General features: G+C 58.9%; 19 protein-coding genes. 14 read left to right on the top strand and 5 right to left on the bottom strand.

The window, feature by feature from the left end:
- Window positions 1-90: 90 nt before the first annotated feature.
- The gene (locus tag AC0KVQ_RS03835; protein ID WP_473419800.1) at window positions 91-2,115 is read right to left on the bottom strand and encodes a methyl-accepting chemotaxis protein; all 2,025 of its coding nucleotides are present in this window, start codon (window positions 2,113-2,115) and stop codon (window positions 91-93) included.
- A 157-nt stretch (window positions 2,116-2,272) separates the two neighbouring features.
- Between AC0KVQ_RS03835 and grxC the strand changes: the two genes are divergently transcribed.
- Window positions 2,273-2,530 carry a glutaredoxin 3 gene (grxC, locus tag AC0KVQ_RS03830; protein ID WP_473419799.1) on the top strand — a complete coding sequence of 86 codons (258 nt, stop codon included), beginning with the start codon at window positions 2,273-2,275 and terminating at the stop codon, window positions 2,528-2,530.
- Window positions 2,531-2,570: 40 nt separating this feature from the next.
- On the opposite strand, the gene AC0KVQ_RS03825 is transcribed toward grxC, so the two are convergent.
- The gene (locus AC0KVQ_RS03825) at window positions 2,571-3,488 is read right to left on the bottom strand and encodes a LysR family transcriptional regulator (RefSeq protein WP_473419798.1); all 918 of its coding nucleotides are present in this window, start codon (window positions 3,486-3,488) and stop codon (window positions 2,571-2,573) included.
- Between the two features lie 200 nt (window positions 3,489-3,688).
- Here AC0KVQ_RS03825 and AC0KVQ_RS03820 point away from each other — a divergent pair, with 200 nt between their 5' ends.
- From AC0KVQ_RS03820 to AC0KVQ_RS03790, 7 genes are all read left to right on the top strand, one after another.
- Complete coding sequence (locus AC0KVQ_RS03820) at window positions 3,689-4,648, top strand: tripartite tricarboxylate transporter substrate binding protein (protein WP_473419797.1); 960 nt, start codon at window positions 3,689-3,691, stop codon at window positions 4,646-4,648.
- 84 nt (window positions 4,649-4,732) lie between these two features.
- On the top strand, window positions 4,733-5,218 hold the full coding sequence (locus AC0KVQ_RS03815; protein ID WP_473419795.1) for a tripartite tricarboxylate transporter TctB family protein: 486 nt from the start codon (window positions 4,733-4,735) through the stop codon (window positions 5,216-5,218).
- 18 nt (window positions 5,219-5,236) lie between these two features.
- Entirely contained in the window at window positions 5,237-6,757 is a 1,521-nt protein-coding gene (locus AC0KVQ_RS03810; RefSeq protein WP_473419794.1) for a tripartite tricarboxylate transporter permease, read from the top strand.
- Between the two features lie 32 nt (window positions 6,758-6,789).
- On the top strand, window positions 6,790-7,737 hold the full coding sequence (locus AC0KVQ_RS03805; RefSeq protein WP_473419793.1) for a 2-hydroxyacid dehydrogenase: 948 nt from the start codon (window positions 6,790-6,792) through the stop codon (window positions 7,735-7,737).
- 202 nt (window positions 7,738-7,939) lie between these two features.
- Window positions 7,940-8,407, top strand: a complete 468-nt coding sequence (gene secB, locus AC0KVQ_RS03800) for a protein-export chaperone SecB (protein ID WP_473419792.1) — start codon at window positions 7,940-7,942, stop codon at window positions 8,405-8,407.
- Entirely contained in the window at window positions 8,391-8,834 is a 444-nt protein-coding gene (locus tag AC0KVQ_RS03795) for an SH3 domain-containing protein (RefSeq protein WP_473419791.1), read from the top strand. Before secB ends, AC0KVQ_RS03795 begins: the two co-directional genes overlap by 17 nt.
- Window positions 8,831-9,823, top strand: coding sequence for an NAD(P)H-dependent glycerol-3-phosphate dehydrogenase (locus tag AC0KVQ_RS03790; protein WP_473419790.1), 993 nt, complete (start codon window positions 8,831-8,833; stop codon window positions 9,821-9,823). Before AC0KVQ_RS03795 ends, AC0KVQ_RS03790 begins: the two co-directional genes overlap by 4 nt.
- Before the next feature lie 553 nt (window positions 9,824-10,376).
- On the opposite strand, the gene bioH is transcribed toward AC0KVQ_RS03790, so the two are convergent.
- Window positions 10,377-11,144 carry a pimeloyl-ACP methyl ester esterase BioH gene (gene bioH, locus AC0KVQ_RS03785; RefSeq protein WP_473419789.1) on the bottom strand — a complete coding sequence of 256 codons (768 nt, stop codon included), beginning with the start codon at window positions 11,142-11,144 and terminating at the stop codon, window positions 10,377-10,379.
- Window positions 11,141-12,298, bottom strand: a complete 1,158-nt coding sequence (bioF, locus tag AC0KVQ_RS03780) for an 8-amino-7-oxononanoate synthase (RefSeq protein WP_473419788.1) — start codon at window positions 12,296-12,298, stop codon at window positions 11,141-11,143. The genes bioH and bioF overlap by 4 nt, the downstream gene beginning before the upstream one ends.
- Window positions 12,299-12,527: 229 nt before the next feature.
- Between bioF and AC0KVQ_RS03775 the strand changes: the two genes are divergently transcribed.
- The 6 genes from AC0KVQ_RS03775 to rph all read left to right on the top strand — a co-directional run bounded on the left by AC0KVQ_RS03775 (window position 12,528) and on the right by rph (window position 17,981).
- A complete protein-coding gene (locus tag AC0KVQ_RS03775) occupies window positions 12,528-14,189 on the top strand; it encodes a methyl-accepting chemotaxis protein (protein ID WP_473419787.1) in 1,662 nt (553 codons plus the stop codon).
- A 119-nt stretch (window positions 14,190-14,308) separates the two neighbouring features.
- Complete coding sequence (locus AC0KVQ_RS03770; protein ID WP_473419786.1) at window positions 14,309-14,845, top strand: chorismate--pyruvate lyase family protein; 537 nt, start codon at window positions 14,309-14,311, stop codon at window positions 14,843-14,845.
- On the top strand, window positions 14,842-15,702 hold the full coding sequence (gene ubiA, locus AC0KVQ_RS03765) for a 4-hydroxybenzoate octaprenyltransferase (RefSeq protein ID WP_473419785.1): 861 nt from the start codon (window positions 14,842-14,844) through the stop codon (window positions 15,700-15,702). Before AC0KVQ_RS03770 ends, ubiA begins: the two co-directional genes overlap by 4 nt.
- Before the next feature lie 119 nt (window positions 15,703-15,821).
- Window positions 15,822-16,274: a hypothetical protein gene (locus AC0KVQ_RS03760; RefSeq protein WP_473419784.1), complete on the top strand. Its 453-nt coding sequence runs from the start codon at window positions 15,822-15,824 to the stop codon at window positions 16,272-16,274.
- A 91-nt stretch (window positions 16,275-16,365) separates the two neighbouring features.
- On the top strand, window positions 16,366-17,214 hold the full coding sequence (locus AC0KVQ_RS03755; RefSeq protein WP_473419783.1) for a hypothetical protein: 849 nt from the start codon (window positions 16,366-16,368) through the stop codon (window positions 17,212-17,214).
- Window positions 17,215-17,264: 50 nt separating this feature from the next.
- Entirely contained in the window at window positions 17,265-17,981 is a 717-nt protein-coding gene (gene rph, locus AC0KVQ_RS03750) for a ribonuclease PH (protein WP_473419782.1), read from the top strand.
- A 169-nt stretch (window positions 17,982-18,150) separates the two neighbouring features.
- On the opposite strand, the gene AC0KVQ_RS03745 is transcribed toward rph, so the two are convergent.
- The gene (locus AC0KVQ_RS03745) at window positions 18,151-19,332 is read right to left on the bottom strand and encodes an NYN domain-containing protein (protein ID WP_473419781.1); all 1,182 of its coding nucleotides are present in this window, start codon (window positions 19,330-19,332) and stop codon (window positions 18,151-18,153) included.
- Between the last annotated feature and the right edge of the window lie 85 nt (window positions 19,333-19,417).

Genomic DNA, 19,417 nt, shown 5'->3' with positions numbered 1-19,417 from the left:
TGGGTAATCCTGAGCATATGCGGCCTGCTCGACGTGAATCAAGCCGGAAAGCCTGATATGGGTGCTATCAGGCTTACCCTCGCATGCCCATCATACCTTGAAGCGCGAAATCGCCGCCTCCAGCGAAGCGGTTCCCTGCTCCAGCACCTGTGAAATTCGTGCCGTTGATTCAACCGTATCCAGATTGGCATCGGACATCTGCGCCACCATTTCGATATTGCGGGCGATATCCTGACTGGCAGCGCGCTGCTCCTGGCAGGCATTGGCAATATCACTGACGGCCCCCAGCAGAACTTGCGCCTCCTCCAGCAATATCTGCATGCAATCATCGGCCTGCTGCGTCAAGGCACGTCCGGTTTCCATGCGCTGCCGGTTTGCATGCATGTGCTGTACCGCGCTGGTCGCAGCCGTGGAGATACCCTCAACCATGGCGGCAATCTCATGCGTGGAGACGCGCGTGCGCTCGGCCAGCTTACGCACCTCATCGGCGACCACGGCAAAGCCACGCCCCGATTCTCCGGCCCGCGCAGCCTCGATTGCGGCATTGAGTGCCAGCAGATTGGTTTGTTCCGCAATTTCACGAATCACCGTTACCACGCTGGAAATCTTTTGCGATTGCTCCCCCAACTGCTCGACGCTGGCCGTGGTCTGGGCCAGCTGCGCGGCAATCTGCTGGATTTCCCGCGTGGCGTTTTGCACCACACTACGGCTTTGCTGCGAATTTTCCTCGGCATGATGCGCAATGCCATCCGTCTCCTGCGTCCGGTCTGCGACATGCGAAATGCTGACCGACATCTGCTCAACGGCTGCCGCCATGTTGGCAGCGGAACGGCTCTGCTGCCCGGAGCGATCGATCAGATCCCGGGTAGCCTGCTGCAATTGCTCGGCACTGACATAGACCTGATGCACGGTTTGCTGAATCTGGCTGATCACGCCCTGCCAGACAGCCACCATTTCATTGATGGCCCTACCGACATCGCCCAGTTCATCACGGGTACGTACCGGGATGCGCTGGGTCAGATCGCCTTCGGCCAATCGCTGGCTACAGGCTTGCAGTTCGGCCACGGATTGGCGCAGCACAATCAACACCCCCAGCGACAGATAACTTCCGATTGCCACCAGCAGCACGGTCGGAATCAAGGCCAGCAGCATCTGCTTGAGCATGCGGGCTTTCTTTGCCTCCAGCTCCTGCAGCAATTGCGCATGCATGTCGTCGAACAAGGTAAAGCTGCTATCGATGACCTGGGTAAGCCGGCTAAAGTAGTCGCCTGCGGAGATAGTGACACCCGAGCTGCCCAGCACCTGTTCGCGAATGATTTTCTGGCCGGCAGCAACATCGGCCAGCGCCTTGTCAGCTTTGGACTGGAACGACTGCTGGAGGGCCGAATCGGCCTGGTAGGCGCGTTGCAACTGATTGCGGATGGTGCGCTCAGCGTTGCCCACCATGGCGCTGAGCACGCCCAGCTCCATGCGCAGCCCCTCATCCAGAGTCGCCTGCGCCGCAGCGGCAGTGCCGCGACCACGCAAACGCCCCAGCCACTCAGTCAGCGAAATGACATGGTCATAGAGAATGCTCTGCAGGAAATACGGGGAAGTATCTGCCTCCAGCGTGAGTCCACTGCGATCGGCAGCCTGTTGCCCCAGAAACATGATTTCTTCAATCAGCGCCGAGTGCCGCCGCGTGCTTTCTGCTGCCGTCAACCCGCGCCATTCGGACTGAAGCGCAGCCCAGGATTGCTCTGCCCGCTGCCATTCGGCCGTCAGCTGCAGGATCGACTCCTGCGAAGCGGTCACCGCGCGCGAACGCTCCAGGCGTTTTTGCAGTTCTGTTTCGTTTTCCTTGATCTTCTCGGCAAAACTGGTGTCTCCGCTCAGCAACCCGTTCGACATGCCGCGATGCTGTTGCAGGGTTTCAATCACCAGGCGCAAGGTCTGGTTGTACTCGGCCCCGACCTGCTCGCGCTGCAGCCCCTGAAAGGCACGAACCTGTCCTTGCACAATAAACGCCAGCAAACCCAGCAATGGCACAATCAGCGCGATGCCGATCAGCAGAAATTTGGCGGAAGAATTGAGTTTCTGCGCAAGACGTATCGCAGGAAGCAGAAAGACATTCATTGGCAGACTCCCGGATCAGGACAACAACTTTTACATAATAGTTACCCGTGCGGAAAAATCGATCTCGCCATTCGATTCATGCCACAACGACCCTTGCAATGTTGACGTACAAGCCCAATCATCACGCTTCAAGCATCAATCATCCGCGAGCATTTTCATGGCCCATATCCTGATGTACAGCACCGCAGTCTGCCCATACTGCATCCGCGCCGAACAACTGCTGAAACAAAAAGGCATCACCGAGATCGAAAAAATCCGCGTGGATATCGATCCATCGCGGCGCGACGAAATGATCGAAAAAACCCAGCGTCGCACCGTGCCGCAGATCTTTATCGACGATCTGCATGTCGGCGGCTTTGATGATCTGGCCGCGCTGGATCGCGCCGGCAAGCTTGATCCGTTGCTGGGACGATAAATTTCCAAGCCAGCCAGGCTCTCGGCCGCTGGCTGGCAATTCAATCCACGTCTTTTGCCTTGCGCTTTGCTGCGAAATAGCTCTCGGCAAAGCGCCGAAACTTCAGAACAGCCGGACTGCTACGTTGATCCGGCCGCCACGCCATACAGAGTTCAGCCACAACATCATTTTTTTCCAGCGGCCGGAATACCACGTTTTCAAGATGAAAGCGCTGTGCTGACTCGGGCAGGATGCCAATCCCCAGGCCGGCACGCACCAGCGACAAGATGGTGTGTGTCTGGTCCAGATACTGGATGTAATCGGGTTTCACTCCCGAAGAAACAAACATGCTCAGTATCAGATCGTGAAAGTATTTGCCCTCCTTGGGTGAATGCATCACGAAGGGCTGGCCGTTCATATCGGACAAGGCGATCAGCTCTCGCCGGGCCAATTCATGATTCACGGGCATCGCCACCACCAGCGGTTCTTGTTCTATCAGCTCAAAATTGATGGGCGTACGCGAGAACAGTGGCCGCAAAAATCCCAGATCGATCGTGTTGGACTCGAGCATGGCGATCTGCGCCACGGAAATCTGCTCACGCAAGACCACGTCAATATCGGGCAAAGCCTGCTTGGCCGCAGCCAACAGGCGCGGCACGATTTCATAACCGGCTGCGGCGGTAAAGCCGATCGTCACGCGGCCGGTCTCGCCCTTGCTGGCACGCTGGGCGGAAATGGCAGCCTGTTCGGCCAGATTCAGCAAACGCGTCGCATCCACCAGAAAAACCTGCCCGGCCGTTGTCAGCTTCACCGTACGACTGGTTCGTTCGAACAACTTCACGCCCAGGCTGTGCTCCAGCAGTTGTATCTGGCGCGATAGCGGCGGCTGCGTCATGAACAGACGTGCTGCCGCACGCCCAAAGTGCAACTCCTCGGCAACGGTCACAAAACAGCGCAATTGATTCAGGTCCAGGATCATTTCAATTCTTGTATTAATCAATACCGTTTATAGCTTAGACCATTATCGATGCGCTGCTTATGATGTGTAGCAAGAACAAAAACCACTACACAGGTTTCGCTTTCCCGGGAACGGTCCAAAGAAAGCCGTGCCGTCAGTCGGGTCCCATTCGCCACAAATCTGGAAATCTTTGTTTTTTAACATTGCAGGAGGAAGGAATCATGAAAAAGCTTGTTCGCCTATCCCTGATCGCCGCGAGTCTGGCATTTGCCTCGGGCGCTTTTGCTGCCAGTTGGCCCACCAAACCGGTGCAGGTCATCGTCCCGGTTGGCGCTGGCGGCGATACCGATGTCAACGCACGCCTGTTTGGAAAATTTCTGGAGAAGGAACTTGGACAATCGATGGTCACCGTCAATATCGGCGGCGGTGGCGGCACCATCGGCATGCGCAAGGTACTGGATGCCGCACCCGACGGCTATACGGCACTGTTCTTCCATGGCGAGGCCATGATTCCCAAACTGGCTGGCCTGGCTGATTTCGGCATTGATGCCTTCCAGATGGTGGGTATCGGCCTGGTGGATGATACGACGGTGCTGGCAACGCACAGCAAGGCTCCCTACAAGAACATGAAGGAATTCGTGGCTTACGCCAAATCCCATCCGGACGAAGTTGAGTTTGGCATTCTGACAGGGGGTTATCCGCACTTGATCGGCGTAGCGGTGGCTCAGCAGACCGGCACCAAGCTCAATCTGGTCGATGTGGGTGGCAATGCTGCGAAAACGGTAGCGCTCAAGGGGCGCAAGATCCATGTGATCAATACCCAATATGGTTTGACCAAGGATTATTTTACCTCCGGCGATTTCGTCAATCTGGGCTTGTTATCCGACAAGCGCAATCCGTTGTTCCCCAATGTTCCCACCGCCAAGGAACAGGGGTTTCCGATCAGTTTCAACAAATTCTTTTTCTATGCCATGCCCAAGGGCACACCTGCCGAGATCGTGAACAAATTCAGCACAGCCATGAAGCGTGTGGTGGATAACCCGGAGTACAAGGCCGAGGCGGCCAAGCTGTACGTGACTCCCACCTACATGGCGCCTAACGAAGCCAGTACTTACGCAGCAGAGCAATACAAGTACTTTGCCGGCTTCCAGGATTTGTTCCGGGCAGGTTCGAAAAAATAAGCCGGGTTCAAACCGCCACGCCGTCCAGTTTCAGTACTGGACGGCCACCGGAATCCCGCCTTTTCGAAATACAGGGGGTCTCTTATGAATGCCAGTAAAGATGTCATCACTGGTAGTAGCGTCATCGGCCTGGGCGGCGTTTTGCTCTGGGCATGCCAAGGGGTCAAGGATTTTGCGGCCGTCGGCGTTGGCGCAGCTTTTCTTCCCACGATTGCAGCCTGGCTGTTTATCGTGCTTGGCGCCGTCATGCTTATTGTGGCGTTGCGTACTGCCCCGCCCAAATCCCGATCCGGATCAGAGAATCCGGCACCGGCGGCCACTGCCTTTGGTGGCGTAAGCGCCGTGCTGCTGACATTTGTGCTGATGTGCCTCTATGTCGGGTTGATGGATATGGTGGGATTCATCCTCTCATCGATTGCCTACATTTTTCTTCAAACGCTGATTCTGACCAAAGGTGCGCCACGTCAATTTCTGCTGTTCGGCATATTGGCCGTCACCACTTCAGCCGCGACTTACTACCTGTTCGTCAAGGTGTTTCAGGTCATGATTCCCGCCGGCATGCTCGGCTAAGCGACAAGGAGCAATCCAATGATAATGGCAGGTATTCTCTCGGTTCTGACCCTCAAGGCACTCGCGCTGATTCTGGGCGGAACAGTCATCGGCATCATCATCGGTGCCATTCCCGGCCTCACGGTGACCATGGGTGTTGCGCTGTTTTTGCCGATCACCTTCGGCATGTCACCGGTCGAAGGCCTATCGCTGCTGATGGGGCTCTATATCGGCGGAACTTCCGGCGGCCTGATCTCGGCGATTCTGCTCAAGATTCCCGGTACACCGGCCTCGATTGCCACCACGTTTGATGGTGCTCCGATGGCGGCGCGTGGCGAAGCCGGCAAGGCGCTGGGCGTAGGCATCGTCTATTCGTTCCTGGGTGGGGTCTTCAGCCTGCTGGTGCTGTTCTTTATCTCGCCGCTGCTGGCTGAAATCGCACTGGAGTTCGGTCCGTATGAGTATTTCTCGATCGCCCTGTTCTCGCTCACGCTGGTGGCTGGCCTTTCCGATGGTTCACTGGTCCGCGGCTTGATAGCCGCCACGCTGGGGATGACGTTTGCCTTCGTGGGCATGGCCCCCATCACGGCTTTCCCACGCTTCACCCTGGGATTCACGGAACTGGATGCCGGGATCAATCTACTGCCTGCCCTGATCGGCCTGTTTGCCGTCGCACAGGTTCTGGAAACCGCAGAAAGCCGCAAACGCTATGAGCCCGTCAAACCCATGGATTACAAGATCAAGGGTTTTGGCTTATCAATGCAGGAATTCATCGGCCAGACCGGTAATTTCTTCCGCTCCTCGATCATTGGTACCGTAATCGGCATTCTTCCTGGCCTGGGCGCTGCTGTCTGCAATCTGCTGGCCTACGGCGCCGCGAAAAAACAATCGAAGCATCCGGAAAAATTCGGTACAGGCATTGTCGATGGCATTGTGGCCAGTGAAACCTCCAACAACGCCTCAACCGGTGGCGCGATGGTTCCGCTGCTGACACTGGGCATACCCGGAGACAATACCACCGCCATCATGTTGGCCGGCTTCATGATTCACGGCATTACCCCCGGCCCGCTGCTATTCGAGACCGATGGCGTGCTGGTATATGGCATTTTCACAGCGCTGGTCATTTCCAACATCTTCATGATCATCACCCTGTTCGGCGGCATGCGCGCTTTCGTTCGTGTTCTGTCGGTACCAACGCATATCCTGCTGCCGATCATCATGGCACTGTGCGTGATCGGTGCGTATGGCCTCAACAACCGCCTGTTTGATGTCTGGACCATGCTGTTCTTTGGTCTGCTTGGCTGGGTGATGAAAAAGGCTTCGCTGCCGAGCACGCCCTTGTTGCTGGGTTTCATTCTCGGCCCGGTCATTGAAGTCAACCTGCGGCGCGGCCTGATGAAAAGCAAAGGCGATCTTTCGCCCTTCCTGACAGAGCCGATTTCCGGCGTCATTCTGGCTGCAACCATTATCGTCGTCGCCTACACCCTGTACGGCGAGTACAAAAAACTGCGGCAACGCCAGTGCCACACCCCATCGATTCAAGCAGCGCCAACTGTCTGAACCTACTCCGAACGCATAGCCAGGGATACATCATGAAGCCAAAAATCCTGCAAAACGGCCGCCTGTCACCGACGCTTGAAGCCGAACTCGCAGAATCATTCGACCTGCATCATTTGTGGCAGGAGCCGGATCCCCACGCCTTCCTCACCAGGCACGGCAAGGAGTTCGTCGGCCTGGCAACCTCGGCCCCCATGGGCGCATCGGCCGAGTTGATCGATGCCCTGCCCAACCTCAAGGTCATTTCATGCCGCGGTGTCGGGCTCGACAAGGTCGACCTGAAACGTGCCGGTGAGCGCGGCATTCAGGTCAGCGGTACCTTTGGCGTACTCACCAATTGCGTGGCCGATCTGGCGTTTGGCCTGGTAATTGACGTTGCCAGACGCCTGTCTGCTGCGGATCGATTCGTGCGTGCCGGCAACTGGTTGAAGGATAAATATCCGCTGACCAGCGATGTCAGCGGCAAACATCTCGGCATCGTGGGTCTGGGTCAGATCGGCCAGGCCATTGCACGCCGCGCCTGTGGTTTTGACATGCAGATTCGCTATAACAACCTTGCGCCGGTGGATGGGGTCGATTATGGCTATGAACCGTCACTGACCGATCTTGCCCGTTGGGCCGACTTTCTGGTTGTGACCGTCTCTGGCGGCACTGGCACCCAGCATCTGATCTCAAACGAAGTGCTGGAAGCCCTGGGGCCGGAAGGTTTCCTGATCAATGTCTCGCGTGGTTCTGTCGTCGACGAGGCGGCGCTGATAGCGGCACTGACCGAGCGCAAGATCGCAGGTGCCGGGCTGGACGTCTATATGGACGAACCCAACGTGCCATCTGCACTGATGACACTGGATAACGTGGTACTGCTACCGCATTTCGCCAGCGGTACGGTTGAGACCCGCAAGGCCATGGAAGATCTGGTACTGGCCAACCTGCAAGCGTTTTTCAGCGAAGGGCGCCTGCTGACTCCTGCCCCATTGCCACAATGAATAACAAGCCAGCCCGCCGGACAAATAGCCAATAAACCAGGCATCCGTTGAATCAAACTTCTTCAACCTCCTCCCTCCCGGCGCATGCCGGGTTCTTTTTTTGCGCCGCTGCAACAGCAACTGGATCGTTGAACAGGAATCATGCGATCATTCCGCGTTCAGTTTTATGCCTTTTAACCCGCACACATTCATAGGAATCGCGATGAGCGAACAACAAGCCCAAGAAACCCAGCAACCGGTCTTCTCGATTCAAAAGCTCTACATCACCGATATCTCGGTGGAATCCCCGAATGCTCCGATTTCCTTCATGGATTCGACCACGCCGGAAATCAGCGTAAATTTCCAAAACGGCGCCAAGGCGTTCGAAGGTGGCTTTTATGAAGTCTCGCTGAAAGTTACCGCCGAAGCCAAGACCGAAGATCGCACCCTTTTCCTGGTTGAAGTCACCCAGGCTGGCCTGTTCAACATCGAAAACGTGCCGGAAGGCGAAATGGACAGCCTGATCGGCATCGGTTGCCCGAGCATCCTGTTCCCCTACCTGCGCGAAGCCGTGTCGGACCTGACCACCCGCGCCGGTTTTGCACCGCTGGTGCTGCAGCCCGTGAATTTCGAAGCCATCTTCCTGCAGCAACGTATGGAACAGGCTCAAGGCAATGCGGCAAATCAGTAAATCTTGCCTGATCGCGGCGCTGGCGCTCTTCAGCCAGGCCGCCATCGCGCTGGAAATGCGCTCGGCGGCTACGCACGGGGTGATCCTGTACGATCGCCCCGCCAATGATGCGCGCAAGGTGTTCGTGCTCAGCCGCGGCACCCCGCTCGAGGTGTTTGCCGAACAGGGTGACTGGGCGCGCGTGCGCGACCAGAGTGGTGCACTGGCCTGGTTGCATAAACGCGATCTATCCAGCCAACGTACCGTGCAGGTCATCAAACCGGCAGTTGCCTATCGCGAAGCCAATGCCCTGTCGGAAATTGCCTTCCGAGCCAATACGGGGCTGCTGCTGAATCTGCAGGAAAATACCCGGACAGGCTGGATTCGCGTCAAGCATCGCGATGGGGCTACAGGCTTCATCCGCATCGAGGATATCTGGGGATTATGAAGCTTGCCATTCTCGGAGCCGGCGCATGGGGAACCGCGCTGGCAATCCGTTTCGCCGATCGGCATGCGGTCACACTCTGGTCCATCGACACCGACAGCATCGCCGAGATGCAGCATGATCGCGTCAATACCCGCTATCTGCCCGGCATCGCCCTACCCGACACTATCCAGCTCTCCAGCGCGCTCGACACCTCGATCCAGGATGCCGGGTTGATCATCATCGCCACGCCGATGGCCGGCTTGCGCCCGACGCTGCGCAAGTTGCGCGAACTCGGCTCGCGCGTGCCGGTGATCTGGGTCTGCAAGGGCCTGGAAGCCGACACCATGCTGTTGCCGCATCAGGTGGCTGATGAGGAAATGGCCCCTGCCGTGGCACGTGGCACGCTGTGCGGCCCGAGCTTTGCCCAAGAGGTGGCGCAAGGTTTGCCCTGCGCCATCACGCTGGCATCGGCCCAGGGTGATTTTGCACGCGACATGGTGACTGAACTCAACACACCGGTCCTGCGCCTGTATGCCAGCGAAGACATCGTTGGCGTGGAAATCGGCGCAGCCGTGAAAAACGTGATCGCGATTGCGGCCGGTGTGTGCGACGGACTCAATCTGGGTTTCAACGCCCGGGCAGCACTACTCACGCGCGGACTGGCCGAAATGGCGCGCTTTGGCATGGCACACGGCGCCAAGCCGGAAACCTTCATGGGACTGACCGGCGTGGGTGATCTATTGCTGACCGCTACCGGCGATCTTTCGCGCAACCGTCGCGTCGGCCTGCTGATGGCCCAGGGCATGGATCTGGCTGGCACGCTGCAAAGCCTCGGCCATGTCGCCGAAGGCGTGCCGACCGCCAAGGAAGTGCTGGCCCGCGCCGAGAAACTCGGCATCGACATGCCGATCACGCGCGCGGTCTGCCACCTGCTGTTTGAAAACGTGCCGCCGCGCGAGGTGGTGGCGGAGCTGATGGGGCGGGCGCCGAAGATGGAGTCGGTGAGTTAACCGTTACATAATCGGCCATCATGGCTCAATGCCCCCCAGCCAAGAAGGTTTTATGCGCCTGCGGCGCAGTTTGATTTAGAGCCGTTTCCGCACGGCGGGCAAGAAGGAGGCTTTGCGTCGCCAAAGCCCCCTTCACCCCAAAGGCGAGCCCGATCCGGTGCCCCTTCGGGGTCCCCTGCGATGCTCACAAGAACCGGCGGCTGCGGAACTCGCCCTACGGGCTCAAACAGTCCTCGCCGAATTCCCGGACCTTGCTGTGCTTCTCGGCACCTCCCAGGGCATGAAAGTGTCCTTGCAATCTGCCAGCCCCATTTGAAACATGGCGAAAGATCGGCAAGAACACCCCAACCCCCTACAAGGCCGCCGAGTGCGCGGAGGGAGACCCAGGCTCCCGACCAAACGAGGGCAGCGCGGAGCGCCGGCCGCCCGGGGGCTGCTTTCTTTGGTTACTTTCTTTGCAGAAGCAAAGAAAGTAACTCACCCGCCGGGGTGAACTCCCGGCAAGCCCAAGCACCCGCGCCGCAGGCGCATAAAACCCATCAAAACCAACCACTCAAACCGCATTGAGAAACACCCGCTGCCGCGCCACAAACTCAGCCGCATGCGACAAGAACGGCGCATGCGCCGCGCCGGCATGAATCATCAGCTCCGCGTGAGGAACAGCCTCTGCCAGCCATTGCGCCGCCCCCACCGGCGTGAGCATGTCCTTGTCACCATATTGCAGCAGCAGCGGGCAAGCTACCGCCCTGACCCGATCGCGCAGATCGGTATCGCGCAGGATTTCCAGCCCGTGCTCCAGCGCTGCCAGCGGCGGTTCGCCATGGCTGAACAGATCTTGCGTCAGTTCGCGCGCCACGGCACGCGCCGCGGCATCGCCCATCGCCTGCAGACCGATGAAGCGCTTGAGCGTACCGCGCCAATCGGCGTGCAACTGGGCGAAGAACTGATCCAGCGTTGCCGCCGGCATGGCCGGCAGCCAGTCATCGCGCTGCACGAAACACGGCGAAGAGGCCACCAGCGTGAGCGAACGGATCTTGTCTGGCTCCTGCAAGGCCCATTGCGTGGCCACCGCGCCGCCGAGCGACCAGCCGATCACATGCGCCGGAAACGGAAACGCGGCATCGACCTGCTGCGCCAGGGTTTCAAGCGTGAACGGCTCGACCATGTCACTTTTGCCGTGTCCGGGCATGTCCACCAGATGCAGGCAATAGTCTTCGGATAACGCCGGCACCACATGGCGCCAGACCGTGCCATTCATGCCCCAGCCATGCAGCAGCACCACATCCGGTCCACGACCGTGCGTTTCTACGTAAAGACTCATTTTTCTGCTCCCAACAGTTCTAGCAGGCAGCGCGCCAATGCCACCACTTCGGCTTCGGTATGCGCCGCAGTCAGCGTCACGCGCAGACGTGGGGTCGGCACGGTGGGCGGGCGGATGGCGGCGACCCAGAAACCGGCATCCTTGAACGCGGCCGACATGGCCAATGCCTGGGCATTGTCATCCATCAGTACGGGCTGAACCGGCGAGGCGGAATCGAGCAAGCGACTGGAAACCGGCGCCAGCATTTGCCGGAACAAGGCAATGTGCTGCGACAGTCGTTCACGCCGCCAGTTTTCCGTAGCAATCAGATCGAGACTCGCCAGCAGCGTATGCGCCAGCAACGGCGGCGCGGCCGTGGTGTACACATACGGCCGTGCCTGATTGATCATCCAGTCGATGATGACTGGATCAGCCGCCACCGCAGCTCCCGCCACGCCCGCAGCCTTGCCCAGCGTCGCCATATAGATGATGCGCCGCGAGACCAGTCCGTACTCGGCCAGCGCGCCGCGCCCTTGCCCCAGTACGCCGAAACCGTGCGCATCATCCAGATACAGCAGCGCATCGTAGCGCTCGGCCAGATCGAGCAAGCCTGCCAGCGGCGCAATATCGCCATCCATGCTGAACACGGTATCGCTGACGATCAGCTTGTGCCGGGCAGTACTGGCAGCCAGCAAGCGTTCCAGTGCAGCCAGATCATTGTGGGCGTAGCGCTTGAATTCGGCACGCGACAACTGCACCGCATCGTTGAGCGAAGCATGGTTGAGCTTGTCGGCAAACACCGCATCACCGCGCCCGGCCAAGGCGGTGATCACGGCCAGATTGGCCATATAGCCGGTGGAAAACGACAGCGCCGCCGGCAAGCCAACCCAGGCGGCAAAACGCTGCTCGAATTGCTCGTGCACGGCGAAATGCCCGCTTACCAGGTGCGAGGCGCCGCTGCCCACGCCCCAGCGCGCCGCACCTTCCTGTGCAGCAGCAACCAAGGCCGGGTGATTGGCAAGCCCGAGGTAATCGTTGCTGCAGAAATTCAGCAGCTCGCGGCCATCCACCGTCACCTGCGCATGCTGCGGGCTTTCCACGATTCGACGCTGGCGATAAAGACCTTCGGCCCGACGCTGGGTCAGTTTGTGTTGGATTTCTGACAAAATTTGCATTTTTGACGGATGGCCTCAACTGTTACCGGTAACTAACCTATACTGGGCGCCTAGCTTACAAGCCAGGCTGACAAAACCAGGTTGCCCGCCTCAGATTTACCTGAGAGTATTTCTTTGGCGAACTGCAAAAAGTTTTCTTCGCTTGGCCGATTAACCCATGCAGGACGAACCCGCTTCCATGACAATGGGTCGGGTATCGACAATAAAAAACAGTATCAGGAGGGAAATCATGGCGTTTACCCAAGGAATCAATCGACTTATCCTCAATCTCAGAATCGGGCAGCGATTGCAAGCCGCCTTTCTGTTCATCAACCTGATCTTTCTCGCCGTTGCCGTCGTGGCCATTGTCGGCCTGCAAAACCAGCGCGCCAGCCTGAAAATCCTGCAATTCAATCAGGAACAGATCAATTTCAGCAAGGAAATCCTCAAACTGGTCCAGACCCAGCAGCAGGCCGTCTGGGATTCGCTGCAGGCCATCAATCAGGATGAACGCGAGGCAGCAGCCAAAAAACTGGATGATGCGCACAAGCAACTGGCCCAGATCCAGCAGGAACAAGCCAAAGCCATCCAGAAGGGCCAGCTCACGGCACAGGAAAAAACCCTGTTCGACAAGGTCGACGCCGTACGCGCGCCCTATGACAAGCAAACCGGTGAATTCATCAAGATCCTGCGCGATCCGTATGCACGTAGCGACCAGTTCGAGAGCGGGCAGAAGGAACTCAGCCAGCAGGGCGAGTCGCTGATCGCGGCACTGAAGCAGCTCGACGATTACGAGATCCAGGACAGCACGGCGCGCATGAGCGCGATTCATGGCAGCGCCGGCACCATGCTGACGGTGGTTCTGGCTTGTACCGGCGCAGCACTGGTCATCAGCTTCATTCTCGGCACACTGGTTCGCCGCAGCATTACCGTGCCATTGGCGCGTGCCGTGCATGTTGCGCAATCGGTCGCCAATGGCGATCTTACCGACCGGGTCGATTCCCGTGCCAATGATGAAACCGGCCAGCTGCTCAATGCCTTGGGCCGCATGGTGGAAAATCTTTCCGGCACGGTGCGCCAGGTGCGCAATACGGTCGAACAGGTCGATGCCATGTCGACCCGGCTGGCCGATTCTTCCGCTGCAGTGCTGCAGGCTAGCCAGGAACAGGCGGATACCGCTGCTGCTACGGCAGCTTCGGTGGAAGAAGTCACGGTCAGCATCAGCACGATTGCCGACAGTGCCGAAACCGTGCGCACGCGTTCGCAGGAAAACTATGAAGCCACTCGCCAGGGCACGCAAAATCTGGCGGCATTGATCGCCGAAGTGCAGGCGGTGGAAAGCTCGGTCAAGGATATCGCCAGCACGGTGGCATCGTTCGTGCAAAGCACGCACGCGATTGCCTCGCTTACCCAGCAGGTACGAGATATCGCCGACCAGACCAACCTGCTGGCATTGAACGCCGCGATTGAGGCAGCACGCGCCGGGGAACAAGGGCGCGGTTTTGCCGTGGTTGCCGATGAAGTGCGCAAGCTGGCGGAAAAATCCAGCCAGTCGGCGCAGCAGATCGACAGCGTCACCCACAGCCTGAGCAGCCAGTCCGGCACAGTGGAATCCGCCCTGAGCAAGGGTATCCAGTCGCTGGAGAAAAGCCTTGGCGTGGTGCAAAACGTCAAGACATCCCTCGCCCAGGCGGAAGTTGCGGTGGAGCATGCCAACAGTGGCATCAATGGCATCGCGGCTTCGGTACGCGAGCAACAGGCTGCCAACACGGCCATTGCCCAGTATGTGGAGAAGGTAGCGCAGATGGCCGAGGAAACCAGCGAGGTCATCGGCAGAACCAGTGAAAGCATCAAGGAAGTAACGCAATCGTCAAGGCACCTGCTGACGGCAGTCAGCCATTTCCGCGTGTAACCTCACCAGCCCTGCCAGGCAGTCCGCCCGCACTACGATGCGGGCGGACTGCCATCCACATCCGGCCCGGCAAAGTGCCTGTGGCATAATCCGGGGCAGATCGTCACCCAAGTTTTGCGATGCCCAAGACTGCCTGCTGGCACCAACCCCTCTGCCTTGCCCCGCACCACCTGCATCCATGGCTCAGCGACCCTGGCTCGCTGACCGCCAGGCTGAAGGCCCGTTTTCCGCAGTTTCGCGTTCAGGTTCTGCTGCAAGGTTGGCAACCCGCCCATCAGGATGAATACATACCCTTGCAACTCACCCGGCAACATCTGCACGTTGCCACGCGTGAAGTCCTGCTGCTCAGCGGCAATACGCCGCTGGTCTTCGCCCATAGCATCACGCTAAGAAAAACCCTGCGCGGCGGATTCCAATTGCTCGGGCGCATCGGCTCCCGGCCGCTCGGTGAATCCCTGTTCGCCAACCCCACCATCCGTCGCTCACCGCTATCGTGGCGCTGCGTCGATGCGCGACACCCGCTCTGGCGCAAGGCTCAAGTGGCTGTCGGCCCGCTGCCGCGGCGACTCTGGGCCCGTCGCTCGGTATTTCAGACCGGAAACGATCGCCTTTTGGTGACCGAATTATTTCTCCCTGCCATCGATGCATCCCCATGAACCGACAACGCCTGTCTGCCTATATCCGCCTGATGCGCATCGACAAACCGATCGGTACGCTGTTGCTGCTGTGGCCTACCCTGTGGGGATTATGGATCGCCAGCGCTGGCCGCCCCGATCCGCTGATCCTGGTCATCTTCGTGCTGGGCACCTTCCTGATGCGCTCCGCTGGCTGTGCCATCAACGACTGGGCCGACCGCGATTTCGATGGCCATGTCGCCCGCACGCAAAAACGCCCACTGGCCGCGCGCGAGGTTGAGCCGAAAGAAGCACTCTGGCTCGCTGCCGGGCTGGCTATCGCCTCGTTCCTGCTGATCCTGCCGCTCAATAGGCTGACCTGGCTGCTTTCGATCCCGGCGGTATTGCTGGCGGCCAGTTACCCGTTTTTCAAACGCTTCTTCGCCATCCCGCAGGCCTACCTCGGCATTGCCTTCGGCTTTGGTATTCCGATGGCATTTGCAGCCCAGACCGGCAGCGTGCCGGCAATCGCCTGGTGGCTGCTGCTGGCCAATGTGCTGTGGACCATCGCCTACGACACCGAATACGCCATGGTCGACCGCGCCGACGATCTGAAAATCGGCATCAAGACTTCCGCAATCACCTTTGGCCGTTTCGACGTAGCGGCGATCCTGCTCTGTTACGCCGGATTCCTCGGCCTGATGCTGGGCATAGGCCTGGCAACGGACAGGGGGATGCTCTATTTCGCCAGCCTGGTTGCCAGCCTGCTGCTGGTGTTCGACCAGTACCGCCGCATCCGCATGCGGGAACCGGCCGCCTGCTTTGCCGCGTTTCTGGCCAACAATCGCATTGGCGGGATCGTGTTTGCCGGTATGGTCGCGGATTACTGGCTCGGCTGATTCCGGAAACAGCGCATTAGGCCCGGCACAAAACTTACGTAAAAAATTGACAAGCAAATTAATTAAAGAAAGGAATTCCTAGATAGAATGCCTGCTTTACCGAAAGCAAAGGAGTTCCCATGCAGCTCAAACCACTTCTAGTTGTGTCCTTGGTCGCGCTGGTATTGGCAGCCAGCGGTTGCAAAACCATGGAAACACGCGAAGCGCCCGCCTCCTCCGCACAGGCAAGCACGACCAGTGATGGACAACCCATCACCATCGTCAAATCCACCACTGGTGACTTCGATGGCGAAATCATCGGCAAGATCAACCCGAAGAGCAAATTTGCCAAGGTCAAAATTGGCATGTCCAAAAAACAGGTCGATGACTTGATCGGGGTACACAGTGACCAAAGCGGCCACATGTCCGGCAAGGCGTTCATCCCGTTCTATTTCGGCCGTGACGCCTATCGCACCGAGTATTACTACAAGAAAGAAGGGCGGCTGATTTTTGCTGCGGGCGGTGCCTTTTCCCAAGGCGAGCGGTTGCTGAAAATCGTGGTCGATCCCAATGAAGCCGGCTATGCCAAGTAATCTGCAGTAATGGGTGGGCGCAACGGCCTCTTGCGCCCAGATCACTCCCCTCCTACCATTTCCCTCCTGCCCCGTTTCCCAGTTTCTCCGCATGCGCCTTCTGCAAAACCTGCTGGCCCCGCTGTCCCGTCCGGAACAGGCTCACCTGTTGCGCGCATTGTCCGATCTGGAATCCGGCTCGCCGCGCCAGTGGCTGCTGCTGGAAATCGCTGCCGCGCTTGGATCAGCACAACACAGCCGGCGCACCCGCTTACTGGCCAGGCTGGCCGGTTGGCTCGGTATTGCGCCATTGCTACCGGTTCTGAATTCATTGCAGCAGGTGGGGCTGGATATCTATCGCGACCAGGCACGCATGCAAGGGCAGATTCTGCGTCAGGGTTTCGATGACGCAGCACTGTTGCTGGCCTGTCTGAGTGCACTTATGGCCGGATTCGATCTGTTGCCGGCCAGCAGCCAGTTTGCCGCCTGGCTCTTGCTGTTGCTGGGTGGTGCCATCAAGCTCTGGCGTGCCCGACGCCATTACCCGCCTGCGCCCACGACAGCGGTCACGGGCGAAGAAGTGCTACCCGGGGCAGAAGCAGCGCTGGGCTTGCATGGCCTGCTCATGAGCAAGGACATAGCCACCCGGCAGGCAAGCGAGTTGCTGGCCGAACTGGCACGTGATCCGCAAGCCGGCTTGCCTCCCCTTGTGGCGGCCTTGCCCGAACTGACACCACCCGCCCCAAGCCAGCGCGAATTGCGACGCGCGACGTTGACCGGCTGGCTACTGCCGATCGTACCCGCCCTGTGGCTCAACGGCTGGAATTGGGGCTGGCTGCTCAGTATCTGTTGGGTGTTGGGCCTGGCCTGGCTCTTGCACCGCAACCGGAAATTCCTGCTACTGATCGCCGGCATCTCCGCCCTGACCTGGCTGCTGGCTTGCCTGGCCCATCTGCTGTAGGGCGGCCGTAGCGGTATAATCCCGCATCCCTTCCCTACCGAGTCCATTGCATGCGCCCCTCTTCCCGCCGCCCCGATGAACTGCGCACCGTGCGCATCACCCGTCATTACACCTGTCATGCCGAAGGCTCGGTACTGATCGAATTCGGCAATACCAAGGTCATCTGCACCGCCAGCGTCGAGGAAAATGTGCCCGGCTTTCTGAAAGGCAAAGGCCAGGGCTGGGTGACGGCCGAATACGGCATGCTGCCGCGCTCGACCGGTAGCCGCATGAAGCGCGAAGCCGCCAGTGGCAAGCAGGGTGGGCGCACCCAGGAAATCCAGCGCCTGATTGGCAGAAGTTTGCGCGCAGTGGTCGACCTGAAAAAGCTGGGCGAGCGCCAGATCGTGGTCGATTGCGACGTGATCCAGGCTGACGGCGGCACCCGCACCGCCAGCATCACCGGCGCCTTCGTGGCACTGACCGACGCCATCAACGGCCTGATCACCGCCGGCAAGCTGACGGAATCGCCGATCAAGGAAGCAGTAGCCGCGATTTCTGTGGGCGTATTCGACAACACACCCGTACTCGATCTCGACTACCCGGAAGACTCCGGCTGCGAAACCGACATGAACGTGGTGATGGCCGAGAGTGGCAAGTTCATCGAAATCCAGGGTACGGCCGAAGGCGAAGCGTTCAGCCGTGCCGAAATGAATGCACTGCTCGATCTGGCCGAAGCCGGTATTCGCGAGCTGTTTGTCCTGCAAAAACAGGCACTGGCCGACTGAAAACGCAACGTCCGCGCCTGCGTAATGCTGTTAGCTTGAGCATCGAATTTACCCTCTCCCCTAGCCCCTCTCCCGCAAACGGGCGAGGGGAATGCTTGGCTAATCCACCAACTTTGCTCCCTCTCCCGCTTGCGGGAGAGGGTTGGGGAGAGGGAAAACTCAGATACGTCTACGCGCTCTCGGGCGCAGTATCGGTCTTGCGTGGGCGGCGGGTGCGGGTGGAAGGCTTGCGCGGTTTCTTGGCCTTCGCCTCATCAGCCGGCGGCTCATTGCCAACTGGCTCAGCCACCTCGACCGGTGGGATCTGCACTTCCGCCACAGGCTCGGGCGGCACGGTGGCTTCGGCTTTCTTTGCTGCCGGCTTGCGTCCGCCGCGTCCCTTGCGCCGCGATTCGCCCTGTTTCGGCTTTTCCCCGCCCTCACCTTCCGGTGCCAATGCCTGCTCGACAACCGGCACACTGATCTCCTGTGCTGACGCAGTTTCAGATATTTCAGCAACTACCGGCTCTGCCATGGCTGCGGCAACCTCCTGCGCGCCACTGCGGAAAACATAGGTGCCCGATTTCTCATCGCGGCCAAACTCCAGCAAGCCGCGCATGCGCGCCTCTTCCAGCAAATTGCCGAATGCGCGAAAGCCATAGTAGGACTCGCTGAAATCCGGCTTGCGACGCTTGATCGCGTCCTTGAGCGCCGAGGCCCAGATCTTGCCGCTGTCGCCACGCTCGGACAGCAGCGCATCGAAGGTTTCCACCGCCAGTTCGATGGCCTGACTGCGGCGATTCTCCAGCTCTTCCTTGCGTCGTTTTTCCTCTTCGGGCGAACGCTTGCCGGCTTGCGTACCGCGCGGGTTGCGCTTGGCCGCCGCGCGCGGATTTTCGCGCACAAGGTCATCGTAAAAAATGAATTCATCGCAGTTGGCGATCAGCAGATCGGAAGTGGATTGCTTGACCCCGACGCCGATCACCTGCTTGGCGTTTTCACGCAGCTTGGAAACCAGCGGCGAAAAGTCCGAATCGCCGCTGATGATGACAAAGGTATTCACATGCGATTTGGTGTAGCACAGATCGAGTGCATCAACGACCAGACGGATGTCGGCCGAATTCTTGCCGGACTGGCGCACATGCGGAATCTCGATCAGCTCGAAATTGGCCTCATGCATCGTCGCCTTGAAGGTCTTGTAGCGATCCCAGTCGCAATAGGCTTTCTTCACCACGATACTGCCCTTGAGCAACAGTCGCTCCAGGATCGGCTTGATATCGAACTGCTCGTATTTGGCATCCCGCACGCCAAGCGCGACATTTTCAAAATCGCAGAAAATCGCCATGCTGAGATTGTCGGGGGATGAAGCCATCGTGTTCTCCTGGTATTTTCGGCACGCCGCAAAGGCATGCCCGGATCAAATCGTGCTGCGTTGCCGGCATACTAGCGCGGATTCC

Source organism: Formivibrio sp. oc-25 (genome assembly GCF_055810895.1).
This window is presented reverse-complemented; position numbering and strand designations above follow the sequence as displayed.

Coding starts and splice junctions, on each gene's coding strand:
- AC0KVQ_RS03835 (WP_473419800.1), bottom strand. CDS start 2,115: ATGAATGTCTTTCTGCTTCCTGCGATACGTCTTGCGCAGAAACTCAAT.
- grxC (WP_473419799.1), top strand. CDS start 2,273: ATGGCCCATATCCTGATGTACAGCACCGCAGTCTGCCCATACTGCATC.
- AC0KVQ_RS03825 (WP_473419798.1), bottom strand. CDS start 3,488: ATGATCCTGGACCTGAATCAATTGCGCTGTTTTGTGACCGTTGCCGAG.
- AC0KVQ_RS03820 (WP_473419797.1), top strand. CDS start 3,689: ATGAAAAAGCTTGTTCGCCTATCCCTGATCGCCGCGAGTCTGGCATTT.
- AC0KVQ_RS03815 (WP_473419795.1), top strand. CDS start 4,733: ATGAATGCCAGTAAAGATGTCATCACTGGTAGTAGCGTCATCGGCCTG.
- AC0KVQ_RS03810 (WP_473419794.1), top strand. CDS start 5,237: ATGATAATGGCAGGTATTCTCTCGGTTCTGACCCTCAAGGCACTCGCG.
- AC0KVQ_RS03805 (WP_473419793.1), top strand. CDS start 6,790: ATGAAGCCAAAAATCCTGCAAAACGGCCGCCTGTCACCGACGCTTGAA.
- secB (WP_473419792.1), top strand. CDS start 7,940: ATGAGCGAACAACAAGCCCAAGAAACCCAGCAACCGGTCTTCTCGATT.
- AC0KVQ_RS03795 (WP_473419791.1), top strand. CDS start 8,391: ATGCGGCAAATCAGTAAATCTTGCCTGATCGCGGCGCTGGCGCTCTTC.
- AC0KVQ_RS03790 (WP_473419790.1), top strand. CDS start 8,831: ATGAAGCTTGCCATTCTCGGAGCCGGCGCATGGGGAACCGCGCTGGCA.
- bioH (WP_473419789.1), bottom strand. CDS start 11,144: ATGAGTCTTTACGTAGAAACGCACGGTCGTGGACCGGATGTGGTGCTG.
- bioF (WP_473419788.1), bottom strand. CDS start 12,298: ATGCAAATTTTGTCAGAAATCCAACACAAACTGACCCAGCGTCGGGCC.
- AC0KVQ_RS03775 (WP_473419787.1), top strand. CDS start 12,528: ATGGCGTTTACCCAAGGAATCAATCGACTTATCCTCAATCTCAGAATC.
- AC0KVQ_RS03770 (WP_473419786.1), top strand. CDS start 14,309: ATGCCCAAGACTGCCTGCTGGCACCAACCCCTCTGCCTTGCCCCGCAC.
- ubiA (WP_473419785.1), top strand. CDS start 14,842: ATGAACCGACAACGCCTGTCTGCCTATATCCGCCTGATGCGCATCGAC.
- AC0KVQ_RS03760 (WP_473419784.1), top strand. CDS start 15,822: ATGCAGCTCAAACCACTTCTAGTTGTGTCCTTGGTCGCGCTGGTATTG.
- AC0KVQ_RS03755 (WP_473419783.1), top strand. CDS start 16,366: ATGCGCCTTCTGCAAAACCTGCTGGCCCCGCTGTCCCGTCCGGAACAG.
- rph (WP_473419782.1), top strand. CDS start 17,265: ATGCGCCCCTCTTCCCGCCGCCCCGATGAACTGCGCACCGTGCGCATC.
- AC0KVQ_RS03745 (WP_473419781.1), bottom strand. CDS start 19,332: ATGGCTTCATCCCCCGACAATCTCAGCATGGCGATTTTCTGCGATTTT.